We start from the raw sequence: 13,846 nt of genomic DNA on the forward strand, positions 1-13,846 counted from the left end.
AGCGGCTTTGTCGTTTTTGGGAATACAATTTTGTTGTGCATTAAATCATTGTCAGCGTTTTAGGCAGGCTGGATAATGCACCGCTAATTATTGCTGTCGTGATCACCATGCCCAATTCCATTGCTGTACTTTGCAATTATCCGCCGCTGTTAAGCCAGGCCGAAGCGCTTGCCAACTTACTGCAATTATCGCTGTTGACCGATCAAGCTCCCGCTGCAATTGATACGGCCGAGTTTGTCGTGTTGTATACACAAGAATCGATTCAATTGCAGCAAACCGGGCGCAAAGCACCGGGGCCCGTTATTGCAGAATTTACCGCAGGTTCTGTTGATCATCGCCGCAAATTTGGTGGTGGTAAAGGACAGATGATTGCCAAAGCGGTGGGGATAAAATCCGGCGTATATCCACAGGTGTTAGATGCAACTGCAGGCTTGGGTAAGGATAGTTTTGTACTGGCGAGTTTGGGTTGCAGCGTCACTATGATTGAGCGATCACCTATAGTCCAAACGTTATTGGCAGACGGATTACAGCGCGCGCAATTATTTGGTCGCGAACAAGATATGGAATTGCTGCAAACAATTAAGCGCATGCAATTGCTAACGCAAGATAGCCGCAGGTATCTGGAATCATTGTCGCCCGATCAATTTCCCGATGTGATTTATCTTGATCCCATGTTTCCCGAGCGCCACAAAACGGCTGATGTAAAAAAAGAAATGGCAGCCTTTCATCAACTGGTAGGCAAAGATGAAGATGCCGATGCACTTCTGCCATTGGCATTGGCGCACGTAAATTATCGCGTAGTAGTAAAGCGCCCGCGCAAAGCGCCGTTGCTAAATAATCAATTGCCCTCTTATCAATTGGAAGGAAAATCCAGCCGTTACGATATATACACCGTAAAAAAACTTCCTGATGTTTTATCCGCAGCCCGGTAAATTCCACATGAATCCTGCCGATCTTGAATTCCTGTTCGATCAAATTGCCGATGCGCTTGCTGGGCCCGGTTTTATTGTGCTCGACCAACCATTGCCAGAAGCCTTAATCAAGGGGTTGATTAGCAACTTACAGGTGCAGCAGGCAGCGTTAAAACCGGCGGGGGTGGGGCGGCAGGGGGATTATCAACTGAACCAAAATATTCGCGGCGATGCGATTCAATGGCTTGAGCCGGGCGATTCTGCTGTCACAGAATTTTTATGCTGGATGGATACACTGAGGTTAGCGATCAATCAGCGCTTGTTTTTAGGGTTGTTTGATTATGAAGCCCACTATGCGGTTTATGTTCCGGGTGCGTTTTATCAAAAACACCGCGATGCGTTTAAAGGTAACCCTGGTCGCAAATTATCGACCGTCCTATATTTGAATCAGGGATGGGATTTGATGGCTGGTGGCGAATTGGTGCTCTATGATGAAGCAGACACAACCCAATTGGCTCGGGTTGCACCGGAATGTGGCAGACTGGTGATATTTCTCAGTGAAGATTTTCCACATGAAGTGTTGCCTGCTACGCAGTTGCGGCAGAGCATTGCAGGTTGGTTTCGTATCAAAGCACTGTAATCGCCTATCAGCTATTCATAATGACGTGATTATCAGAGCAAAAAGCCCTCAAGAGTCCGCAGGATATAACCTATAGCTCTTGGGTACAGGAATGAGTATGTCGTTCGCATGCGAGTGTGTTTGCCAGCAAATGAATTGCGGCTGTTGGCAACGAATTTGCAAGTAGTTGAATGTAGCTTGCTGAAATTCTTCCGGGAATAGCGAAATGGAGACCAGGGAAGTGTTTTTGGCAGGCGCTATAACAATGCTAAGAACGCATACAAAAGTGAGGCCGCGATGCTGAAGGAAGTCACCATGAGTGAAATGAACATAGATTGGCAGAATTACCATTCTGGCCATTTCTACGATGAATTGATCAGCGCGCCCGGCCAACCCCGACCTGAAACCAAACACCTCGCCCAATACCTCGCCTCTCTCTCCGGGCAAGAATTACAAGACAGAAAACTCTCCGCTGAACTCGCTATTAAAACCATGGGCATTTCTTTCACGGTATACAGCGATGCCGGCAATATTGATCGCGAATGGCCATTTGATATTATTCCGCGCATTATTCCGCAACGCGAATGGCAAAAAACCGAGCGCGGTTTGATCCAGCGTTTAACTGCACTGAATTTATTTATTAACGATATTTATAACGACCAAAAAATTATCAAAGACAAAGTCGTACCCTCATACTTATTTGAAGATTCGGTCAATTTCCGCAAAGAATGTATCGGCATGAAGCCGGCCTATGGTGTTTGGTCGCATATTTGCGGCAGCGATTTAATTCGCGATGACAAAGGCGAGTTTTTTGTACTTGAAGATAATTTGCGTGTACCTTCCGGTGTTTCTTATATGCTGGAAAACCGCAAAGTCACCAAACGCGTTTTCCCTGAATTATTTGAAAACCACAACATTGTTCCGGTCACCGATTATCCCAACCAATTATTCGATACCCTCGCGTCTTTGTCGCCACGTAAAGCAGACCGTCCTGAAATTGTCGTGCTAACTCCCGGTATTTATAACTCAGCTTACTTTGAACATTCCTATCTCGCGCAACAAATGGGTGTGGAATTGGTTGAGGGAAGCGATTTGGTTGTCGATAGTGATGACTGTGTTTATATGCGTAGTATTGACGGTTTAAAACGTGTTGATGTTATTTATCGCCGTATTGATGATTTATTTTTGGACCCGGACATGTTTAATCCGGATTCTGTGTTGGGCGTGCGTGGATTAATGCGTGCATGGCTCAAAGGTAATGTTGCCTTGGCAAACGCACCGGGCGCCGGTGTTGCGGACGATAAAGTTATCTATACCTTTGTGCCTGACATGATCAAATATTATTTGGGTGAAGAACCAATTCTGCCAAATGTGCCCAGTTATTTATGTATCGATAAAAAACAATGCGATTATGTACTCGCCAATCTGGATAAGCTGGTAGTAAAACCGGCGAATGAATCCGGTGGTTACGGCATGATTATCGGCCCGCAAGCCAGCAAAAAAGAATTGGAAGAATTTGCCCTGCGCATTAAAGCAAATCCGCGCAACTATATGGCTCAGCCATTAATTTCTTTATCGACCGCACCCATTCTCACCAATGGAAATGCTGAACCACGGCATATCGATTTGCGCCCGTTTGTTTTACAAGGGCGCGAACATTGTGTGACACCGGGAGGATTAACCCGTGTTGCGATGCGCAAAGGTTCCTATGTGGTGAACTCATCGCAAGGCGGCGGCAGTAAAGATACCTGGATTGTGGTGGAGGGCTAAACCATGCTGTCACGTGTAGCAGAACGTATTTACTGGTTAGGTCGCTATATGGAGCGCAGTGAAAATATTGCGCGCCTGGTGAATGTTAACTCCAATTTATTGCTGGACTTGCCTGCGGGTGTTCGTGTCGGCTGGGGTTCATTGATTGATATCAGCGGTACCGGCAGCTATTTCGAGCGCGATACCCAATTAGCTGATGAAAAAACTGTCGTGAATTTTATTTTGGCGGATAAAAAAAATCCGGCATCATTGATTAACTCGCTGAGTTTTGCACGGGAGAATTCGCGTATCACCCGCGAAACCATGCCGATGGAAGCATGGGAATTAATCAACGATTTGTATCACTACATTCGCGACCGTGCCGATAAAGTAACTTCGCGTCGCGACCGCAGCATTATTTTGCTGCATGTGATTAGTAGCGTGCAGCAATTTACCGGTTTGCTTGCTGGCTGCATGAGCCATAACAACGCTTACGATTTAATCCGCATTGGCCGCAATCTTGAACGTGCAGATATGAGTACGCGTATTGTCGATGCCGGTTTGGTTAATCTCCTGCCACATCTTGCGGCCGGTGGAACTGAAGTATTGGAACCTTATGACAATATATTGTGGATGAGCGTGCTGCGTTCGCTTAGCGCTTATCAAATGTATCGCCAGCATGTGCGCGACCGTGTCAACGCCAATGCAGTAGTGACCTTTCTATTGCAAAACGAAGATTTCCCTCGCGCTGTTGCCCATTGCCTGAAACAGTTGGAGCAATGTTTATGGGCATTGCCCAATAGCGAAAAAGTATTATCCGCGATTGTGAATATCCAGCACAAATTGGATGAAGCGGATTTGGATGAATTATTGAAGTCCGGCTTGCATGAGTATATTGATGAGCTGCAATTTGAAATCGGAAATTTGCATTTCAAAATTGCCGAAACCTGGTTCTTGCCTGTGGTAATGGCACAAACACAGGAACAAAAATCAGCCTGATTCGCAGCGGCTTGGCCGCTTTACGGTTTGCGTGTTGTCTCTCTGAGGCCTGGCCCGTATTTCGGGCCTTTTTTTATTCACAACATTATTCGCCAGAATAATCGCTCTTGATATGGAATAACTCTCCCGTCATATAAAACTCGCCACCTGCCATATAGTGAATGCTGCGTTTTTGCTGATCAGCGGAAAAATGCCAGCGGCCATCTATAAATTGTTCGGCATCTGCGTAGGCGGCAACCACTTCGCCAATAATTAAATCCATTTTTTCGCTTTCCTGTTTGATCACTTTGCATTCCAGCCATCCGATGCAATCTTCGATAAGCGGTGCTGCTATTTTTGATGCGGTAAATGTCTGTATGTCAAAGCGGGAAAATTTGTCGGTATCACGGCCCGATAAGTCACCTACCTCCAATGTGAGTTTAGCAATTTTTCGCATGGGGAATTGCAAACCAAATTCACCACTGGCATCGATCAATTCACGGGTATAAGTGTTTTTATCAATTACGACGGCTACTTTCGCCGGCGAGAAATCCAATGGCATGGTCCAGGCGGCAGCCATGATATTGCGTTTATCTCCGTAGGCGCTGGTGATAATACTAACAGGGCCATGGTTAAATAATTTGTAGCTGTCTTTTAATGGTATGGATATATGTTGGGCCATTTGACTGCACCGTTATCCATTGGTAAGTACCTAATGGATTATTCAATAGAAAAAATTAATGAGTTGAACATAGATTAATACAAGCCTTGTAGGAAAACTACGGCACCTTGCCAGAAAGCACTTTCGTATAAAGCATTTGGGTATAACAGCTCATTAATAATAACGGGATAGATCATGAATACAGCGGTCAAGCATATTGTAATTGTTGGTGGTGGTTCTGCCGGTTGGCTGGTTGCGGGTACATTGGCAGCAGAGCACGGCAATGGCGAAGTAGGGGTACAGATTACCCTGATCGAATCACCGGATATCAAACTGGTGGGAGTAGGGGAAGGGACTTGGCCGACCATGCGTACCACACTCAGGAAAATGGGCATTTCAGAAGCAGAATTCGTACGCGAATGTGATGTTGCTTTTAAGCAGGCATCCAAGTTTTGCAAGTGGTACACCGGTGAGGACGACGACGAGTATTACCACCCTTTCACCTTGCCGGTAGGTTATACCGAATTGAATTTGGCTGAGCACTGGCAAGCACATCGCGATGAGATTTCGTTTTCCGATGCGGTTTGTATTCAAAGCAAATTGTGTGCAAACGATATGGGACCGAAATTTATCACCAGTACTGAATTTGGTGGTGTGGCCAATTATTCTTACCATTTGGATGCGGCCAAGTTTGCCCGGTTTTTGCGCAAACACTGCATGGAAAAACTAAGCATCAAGCATATTTCTGATAATGTCCTCGGCGTTAATTCAGCAGAGAATGGCGATATTCGTTCGCTGAGCACCCAAAACAATGGTGAACTTCCGGGTGATTTATTTGTTGATTGTACCGGCCTTGCAGCACTGCTGATTGGTAAGCATTACCAGGTTCCGATGATCAGCAAAAAAGAATTTTTGTTTAACGATGCTGCTTTGGCGGCGCAGGTTCCTTATCTTGATCCGGAATGTCCTATTTCGTCCAACACTATTTCAACGGCGCAATCAGCAGGTTGGATTTGGGATATTGGTTTACAAACGCGTCGCGGTGTTGGTTACGTATATTCGCGCACACACATTTCCGACGAAGAAGCAGATAAAGAATTCCGCGATTATTTGACCTTGACCATCGGACGTGAAAAAGCGAATGCAACCGAATTCCAAAAAATTAAATTTAATCCCGGTCATCGCGAAGTGTTTTGGAAAAACAATTGCGTTGCCGTTGGCCTGGCGGCAGGTTTTATCGAACCACTGGAGGCATCGGCTATTATTCTGATTGAGTTATCGGCAAGAATGATCAGTGAGCAATTGCCGGCAGATAGAAATGCAATGACGATTGTGGCTAAACGATTCAACGAAGTATTTACCTATCGTTGGAACCATATTATCAATTTCTTAAAATTGCATTATGTGCTGAGTAAACGTCGCAGCTCCCAATACTGGATTGATCATTGCAATCCTGAAAGTATTCCTGAAAGTTTGCAGGATTTATTGGAAATCTGGCGCTATCAAGTGCCCTGGTTTTACGATGAAGTACATTCAGAGGAATTATTTCCCTGCGCCAGCTTCCAGTACATTCTGTACGGAATGGGCTATGAGACCGCACAGCGTCCAGCGCCGAAAAAACATAACCCTGCAACAGTAACACGAGCCCATGAATTGTTTGGTGAAAATATTAAAAAGACTAACGAAGTGTTGAAGGTGATTCCAACACACCGTGACCTGATTAATAAAATTAAAGAATTTGGTTTACAGAAAATCTAGCTTGATGTTTTATTTAACCTGGCGGTAAGAAAACGGAGCAGTAGCTAGGTTAGCCACTGCTTTTACAAACCATAAATTATGTCGTCCTCAATTCTCCGCACATCAACCGATACAAACAATTGCGGAGAATGTCCTCCGCCAAAAATAACGCCTTTCAGTGGTGCAACATCCGAGTAGTCGCGTCCCCATGCGGTGGTAATGTGTTGTTCACCGGTGATTTTATTGTTGGTGGGATCGAACTCATACCAGCCTTCACCCGGTGAGTAGACTGCAAACCATGCATGGGTTGCGTCTGCACCGATCAATTTTTCCTGGCCGGGTGCGGGCAATGTTTCAAGGTAACCGCTGACATAGCGTGCGGGATAACCGAGCGAGCGCAAACAGCCAATCGCGAAGTGCGCAAAATCCTGGCATACACCGCGTTTATGTTTAAGCACATCTGCAAGCGGCGTGGCGACATCAGAAAATTCCGGGTCGTAAACAAAATCGTTAAAAATACGCTGGATTAGGTCCATCACCGCTGATAAGAAAGGGCGATCGTCCGGAAAAGAGGCGGCTGCATAGTCGGCTAAATCAGAGTGCTGTTGCACCATCGGTGAATCCAGCATAAATTCGCGTGCGCAAAGTGTTTCCCAATCTTTACTGTGTTTAAGTAAATACTTCACGTAAGTGCAGGGATTACCAAAGTCGAGATTAATGCTAATCGTCGATTCTTTAATGATGATATCGCTGGTGATACTGACATCCAGTTCGGTGTGATCTTTTTCAATCGAAAATTGTAAAAATTGATTACCAAAATAATCGGTACGCGTATTACGCGTTGTGGCTGCTGGCGAAACCTTAATGTCAATATTTTCGATGCGCTGTTTTTCCGTTGTGCGTGGAAAAACATAAGCAAGGTTGTAGCAATTGCTTACTGAAAGTGCGTATTGGTAGCGAGTGCTGTGGCAAATGCGATATTTCATACGGCTACCTGTTTTATCAATTTCATAGTTGCTCCTGCCATTCACTATTTTTGACTAACAGTTGTGGGCCTTCGGCATGGTCGAAGTAACGTTGGCCAATCGCTTTGGCAGCGGTGCCGATTAAATATTGCAGGCGCGAGAGCAATTGATCCAATTCACCGCGAATACCATTAGCGGTTTTCACCAATGTTTTGATATCGCTTAGCTTTAATGCGGTAGTCGCTTCCAATAATAATTTGTGTTCAGTGCTGAATTCATCGCGATTATCCGGCAGATCAGCAAAGTGATGTTCCAATTGTGTCAGTTGATAAATTAATGAGCGCGGATTTTTGCTGTTGAGCAAAATCATTTCCAAACCCTGGTCGATACGAATACCATTCTGGTAGCGGCGACGATAAGGAATTAATGCTTCACCGCAGAGCAGGGTGGATTCAATCAGTGTTTCCTGCTCGATTTCATCAAAGCCAGTCACTAACAGAGAGCGCAAGGTATTAACGATTTGCAGTGTGCGCTCAAGGCGGCGTCCCATCTCCATAAAGTGCCAGCCACTACCGCGCGTCATACTCTCATGAATTAATCCGGCAAACGCAAGCAGGGTAGTAATCAGTGGTGCCAGTGCTTCTTCCGGCGCAGAGAGTGCATCTGGTTCCAGCGCAATTTTTAACTGTTCCAGCTGATCGCCAATATCATTAATAACACGCTGGGTATCGCTGGATAACTGTTCTTTGACTTGCTCGGCAGAATGGATCATCGCAACTAAATTATTGGCTACACCGCCAAGCCGTTGCTGATCCAAAATAATTGATATCATTTCCGGTTCAGGATTTTTCAACAGCGCCTTTTGCAAACTGGTAAAACCCGGATAGGTTGCCGTGACATGAGTGACTGCACTCAACAGTGTCCGGCAAACAGCATCGGGTAATTTTTCAGTTTTATTAAGTTGGATAAACACGGTGCGCAATAAACGCATTGCTGATTCTGCGCGTTCAGCGTAACGCCCCATCCAGAATAAATTTTCCACCACGCGGCTGGGTAGCGAGCTGCTGCTTTCGACGGCTGGTTGTGCATCGGATGGACGCAGGCTAATTTGTTTTTCAGGTTCTGATGCAAGTACCCAGGTGTCTTTGGATACCGAACCACGCTGGTTGGAAATTATTTTTTTTCCGACATCGAGATTTACCCGTGTCAGCCCACCGGGCATTACCGAATAAGAACTTTCGCTCGCAACTGCAAAAGTGCGCAGTACCGATGAGCGCGGTTGTATTTGCCCCTGGTGCCAGGTTGGTGTTTGCGCTCCGGCAACATATTCCTGTGCAACAAATTGCAGCGGGTTTTTACGGATACGGTTTTGCCAGGCCTGTAATTTTTTCTCATCGAGATCAGCGCCGTAGACTTCATAAAGTCCGGGTCTGCGATAAGTCGGTTTAATCAAGAGTGTCTTCAGGTTTGCGCAGACATATTCCAGATCATCGCTATTGCCACACCACCAGGTTTTTACCGATGGCATTTGCAAATCGCGCCCCAGCAATGCTTGGGCAACTGCAGGCAAATAGCGCAGCAGCGCGGGATTTTCCAATACGCTTGAGCCGAGTGGATTGGCAATAGCGACATGGCCCATGCGCGCAACCTCCAATAACCCGGGAACTCCCAAGCGGGAGTCGCCTTTTAATTCAACCGGATCGCAATAAATATCATCCACACGGCGCAAAATTACATCGACCCGTTTTAAACCGTCGAGCGCTTTCATCCACACGTAACCGTTGCGCACGCTTAAGTCGCTGCCTTGCACCAGTTGGAAACCTAAATAATTAGCGAGATAGGCGTGTTCAAAATACGCTTCGTTATAAATACCGGGCGTGAGTACCACGATGCGCGCAATGCCGCCATTGGGATTTAAATCATGCAAGCGTTGGCGTAAACGCGAAAAAAATAATGACAGGCGATGCACATGGCTATCGCGAAATAAACTGGGAAATACACGGTTCATTACTGTGCGGTTTTCCAATGCATAACCAGCACCTGACGGCGCCTGGGTGCGGTCGGCCATTACCCGCATGCTGCCATCGGGTGCGCGTACCAAATCGACGCCGTGCAAAATGAGTTGATGATTACCTGGCAACCTTATGTTCTGGCAGGGACGCAAAAAGCCGTGATGGGAAAACAATAATTCAGGCGGGATAATGCCTTGGCGGATGAGCTTTCGTTCGCCGTAAATATCTTGCAGCAGTAAATTAAATAATTCGGCTCGTTCAACCAGCGAGGTTTCGATTTGGTTCCATTCATCGCTGTTGATAAGCAGTGGAATAGGGTTGAGTTGCCAGCTTTGGTTTGCATCAGGCTCATCGTAGATTTTGTAGGTGGCGCCGTCGTCGCGCAAAATGCGGCGAGTTTTTTTCTGGCGCTCTTCAATCGCGTCATGCCCCAGGCTTTGTAAACTGTGGAGCAAATAGCGCCAATGAGGGCGAATCCTGCCCTCGTTGTCATAGGCTTCATCTACGCCAATTTGCGGCGACGGGTAGATAAAGTCCTTAATGTTGGCGGAATCGACCGGATTTTCCATAAGTGTGGAATAAGGATTCATAAGGTTGATGTGTCGTTGTTATATATATGGCGTCCATTGTAACCTGATTTGTAATCCAATTTTGCTGTAATAACGGATATCTCAATTCTTGTCCGCTTTCATTACGCTCGCGTTTTTTCATTCATCGCTCTTGTTCTTCTCGCTCCCGATACAACTGGGAACAAGGTATGTCGAACGAGAATTATTTACGTAGATCCAGTGTGTGCGGGTATTCATCGGCCGGTTCTTCTGGCGGCGGCGCCATAGGTCTTGGTGGATGTTTATTTTCAAAAAACTCGCGCAATATTTTTCCGGCCGGTGTTATCGGCAAGGCACCGGGTGTGTGGTTGATATCGAAGAAACGATTGCCGCGGCGCGATTCCGCCTCGTTGGCATTGACCGGAAAGCGATCATAACTGCGACCACCGGGGTGGCTGACATGATAGGTACAACCTCCGATACTTTTGCCGTTCCAGGTATCAATTAAATCAAACACTAACGGTGAATGAATGCCGATGGTAGGATGCAATGCCGATGGAGGCTGCCACGCGCGATAGCGTACACCGCCGACGAATTCGCCGTGCTTGCCAGTAGGATTTAAACATACGCGACGACCATTACACGCGAGCACGTAGCGCCCCGGTGTTAAACCGCTGACTTTTACTTGCAAACGTTCAACTGATGAATCCACATACCGCGATGTACCAAAGCTGCTGACTTCTTCGCCCAATACATGCCAGGGCTCAATTGCCCAGCGCAATTCGATTTCAATATCATCCAACTGCACACGGCCATAATGTGGGAAACGGAATTCTTCAAATGCCGCGAGCCATTCAAGCTGGAATGGATAACCGTGTTCATTTAAATCGGTTACCACATCGCGCAGATCTTCCCACACGTAATGCGGCAGCATAAATTTGTCGTGCAATAGCGTGCCCCAGCGCACTAATGGTTTTTTGTAGGGCTCTTTCCAGAAACGACTGATCAAACTGCGCAGCAATAAAATTTGCACCAGTGACATGCGTGCATGCGGCGGCATTTCAAAGCCTCGGAATTCCAGAATACCTTGACGGCCGCTAGCAGTACCCGGCGAATATAATTTATCGATACAAAATTCCGAGCGGTGCGTATTGCCGGTGATATCGATCAATAAATTGCGCATCAAGCGGTCGACTAACCAAGGTTGGTCGACAATACCTTCCGGCATTTGTTTGAAGGCAATTTCCAACTCGTACAGCATTTCATCGCGACCTTCATCGACACGCGGCGATTGGCTGGTCGGCCCAATAAATAAACCGGAAAATAAATACGAGAGGCCGGGATGATGTTGCCAATAAGTAACGAGGCTGCGCAATAAATCAGGGCGACGCAGGAAAGGACTGTTTGCCGGTGTTGAACCACCGAAGGTCACATGGTTGCCACCACCGGTTCCCGAGTGGCGACCGTCGAGCATAAATTTTTCGGTGCCCAAACGGCATTGCCGCGCATCTTCATAAAGTGCTTCGGTGTTGTTCACCAGATCGGCCCAGGTTTCTACCGGATGAATATTCACTTCAATGACACCTGGATCAGGAGTAATTAAAAATTTCTTCAGGCGATAATCTTTGGGCGGTTCATAACCTTCCAATACCACCGGCATATTTAATGCGGCGGCGGTATCTTCAATGGCTTCAATTAACGCAACGTAATGTTCGAGATAAGTCAGCGGAGGTAAAAATAAATGCAAGCGACCATCGCGCGCTTCAAAACACAATGCCGTGCGGATAACATAACCAGCTTCACTATAATTTGGGCTAGTTGATGCCGCTTTTTGTTCGGTAATTTTTTGCGCGCTGCTATTTACGCTGCTAGCAGATGTGCTTGCCTGCCCGCTTGTTGCGAGCGGTTCGCGCGTTGCCAATGGATCATTTTCCGGTTGGTAACGCTCGTAATCGTGTTTGGGAAATTCAAGTGAACCCAGCGGTAAACGCAATCCCAAAGGTGAATCACCGGGAATTAACATCAATTGGTCATTGCGCAATTTCCAGCGACCGGTTAGCCAACTTTGGTTGCTGTCGTTTTGGTTGTCGTTTTGATTGTAGTTCCATTCAATCGGCAAAACATAACCCGTTTCAGTATTCAATCCACGCGTTAATAATTTAGCGATGCGGCGGCGTTCCAGATCATCTTTCAAGTCCGCTTTAAGAGGGTTGATATCCGGTGGTAATTTTTGTTCCGCCCAAAGGTAGTAGAGCACATCTTCATAAGCGGGAATTAAATGCTCGCTGTTAACACGGATTTTATCGCACAGGGTTTCAGCAAATTTTTTTGCATCGATATGATTGAGATTGTAATTTTTATCCGCGCGTGCGAGTAAATTCGGATTTCGCCACAGCGCCTCACCATCGGTGCGCCAGAAACAACCGAGCGCCCAGCGCGGCACTTCTTCACCGGGATACCATTTGCCCTGGCCGTAATGCAGCAAACCATTGGGTGCAAAGGTTGCACGCATGCGCAGTAATAAATCTTTCGCGAGACGCAATTTATCAGCGCCGAGTGCGCCCGTATTCCACTGCTCTGATTCCATATCGTCGATGGAAACAAACGTCGGTTCACCGCCAGTGGTTAAACGCACATCTTGTTCGGCTAATTCTTTATCAACCGCCGCACCGAGTGCATTGATCGTTGCCCATTGTTCTTCGGTATAAGGTTTGGTAACACGCGGATCTTCGAGGATACGAAATACTTCATTGCTGTACGAAAATTCTACTTCGCATTTGCTGGTGGCGCCGGTGATAGGTGCAGCGGAAATCGGATCGGGTGTGCAGGCGAGGGGAATATGGCCTTCGGTGGCGAGCAGGCCGGAGGTGGGATCAAGACCAATCCAGCCAGCACCGGGAATATAAATTTCGGTCCAGGCATGTAAATCGGTGAAATCTTTTTCAGGACCGCTCGGGCCATCGAGCGCTTTGATATCGGAAGTGAGTTGCACTAGATAGCCCGATGCAAAACGCGCGGCATAACCTAAATGGCGGAAAATTTGTACCAGTAGCCACGCACTATCGCGGCAGGAACCTTTGGCGAGCGTGAGCGTTTCTTCACAGGTTTGGATGCCGGGTTCCAGGCGCACGCCATAGCCAATCGCTTCTTGCACCAGTTGGTTGATACTCACCATAAAATCATTGACGGCCCAAGGTGTTTCACTCACCTGGCGATGGCGGATATCCGCTTTGATTTTATCGACAATCGCCATCAATTGCGCACCGCTTTCACTTACTTCGAGATAGGGAATTAATTCGCGTTGCAATTGTTCATCGTATTCAAACGGAATGTGTTGTGCGTAATCTTCGACAAAAAAATCGAAGGGGTTAATAGACGTCATATCGGCAACGACTTCGACCTCAATCGATAATGATTTGGTTGGCTCAGGAAAAACCAGGCGCGCTTGAAAATTGCCGAAGGGATCTTGTTGCCAATTAATAAAATGGTCAGCGGGTTCGATCTTGAGTGAATAGCTGTGAATTTTAGTGCGGCTGTGCGGTGCCGGGCGTAAACGCAATACGTGAGGGAAGAGTGAGGTCAGGCGATCAAATTCATAATGGGTCTTGTGATGAATGGCAACGCGGATAGCCATAAGTTAATTCCTTCCTGCATCGTGCGGTTTAT

9 protein-coding genes are annotated in these 13,846 nt (G+C 46.7%); 5 read left to right on the top strand and 4 right to left on the bottom strand.

Annotated elements, in window-relative coordinates; translation table 11 throughout:
• Positions 1-107 precede the first annotated feature (107 nt).
• The 4 genes from AC1RJL_RS03060 to AC1RJL_RS03075 all read left to right on the top strand — a co-directional run bounded on the left by AC1RJL_RS03060 (position 108) and on the right by AC1RJL_RS03075 (position 4,278).
• Entirely contained in the window at positions 108-932 is an 825-nt protein-coding gene (locus AC1RJL_RS03060) for a class I SAM-dependent methyltransferase (protein ID WP_492911277.1), read from the top strand.
• 7 nt (positions 933-939) lie between these two features.
• On the top strand, positions 940-1,551 hold the full coding sequence (locus AC1RJL_RS03065; RefSeq protein WP_492911278.1) for a 2OG-Fe(II) oxygenase: 612 nt from the start codon (positions 940-942) through the stop codon (positions 1,549-1,551).
• Between the two features lie 303 nt (positions 1,552-1,854).
• Entirely contained in the window at positions 1,855-3,300 is a 1,446-nt protein-coding gene (locus AC1RJL_RS03070) for a circularly permuted type 2 ATP-grasp protein (RefSeq protein WP_492911763.1), read from the top strand.
• A gap of 3 nt (positions 3,301-3,303) precedes the next feature.
• Positions 3,304-4,278, top strand: a complete 975-nt coding sequence (locus tag AC1RJL_RS03075) for an alpha-E domain-containing protein (RefSeq protein ID WP_492911279.1) — start codon at positions 3,304-3,306, stop codon at positions 4,276-4,278.
• 85 nt (positions 4,279-4,363) lie between these two features.
• Here the strand turns inward: AC1RJL_RS03075 and AC1RJL_RS03080 are convergent, their stop codons facing one another.
• The gene (locus AC1RJL_RS03080) at positions 4,364-4,939 is read right to left on the bottom strand and encodes a flavin reductase family protein (protein ID WP_492911280.1); all 576 of its coding nucleotides are present in this window, start codon (positions 4,937-4,939) and stop codon (positions 4,364-4,366) included.
• Between the two features lie 174 nt (positions 4,940-5,113).
• On the opposite strand from AC1RJL_RS03080, the gene AC1RJL_RS03085 reads away from it, so the two are divergent.
• Entirely contained in the window at positions 5,114-6,676 is a 1,563-nt protein-coding gene (locus AC1RJL_RS03085; RefSeq protein WP_492911281.1) for a tryptophan halogenase family protein, read from the top strand.
• Between the two features lie 62 nt (positions 6,677-6,738).
• Here AC1RJL_RS03085 and AC1RJL_RS03090 read toward each other — a convergent pair whose 3' ends face one another.
• The 3 genes from AC1RJL_RS03090 to AC1RJL_RS03100 all read right to left on the bottom strand — a co-directional run bounded on the left by AC1RJL_RS03090 (position 6,739) and on the right by AC1RJL_RS03100 (position 13,814).
• Positions 6,739-7,641 (bottom strand): transglutaminase family protein, encoded by a 903-nt coding sequence (locus AC1RJL_RS03090; RefSeq protein WP_492911282.1) that lies wholly within the window; start codon positions 7,639-7,641, stop codon positions 6,739-6,741.
• Between the two features lie 22 nt (positions 7,642-7,663).
• Positions 7,664-10,222 (bottom strand): circularly permuted type 2 ATP-grasp protein, encoded by a 2,559-nt coding sequence (locus tag AC1RJL_RS03095; protein ID WP_492911283.1) that lies wholly within the window; start codon positions 10,220-10,222, stop codon positions 7,664-7,666.
• A gap of 181 nt (positions 10,223-10,403) precedes the next feature.
• Entirely contained in the window at positions 10,404-13,814 is a 3,411-nt protein-coding gene (locus AC1RJL_RS03100; protein ID WP_492911284.1) for a transglutaminase family protein, read from the bottom strand.
• Positions 13,815-13,846: the final 32 nt, after the last annotated feature.

This window comes from Cellvibrio sp. GW822-FHT04B05, from assembly GCF_058800985.1.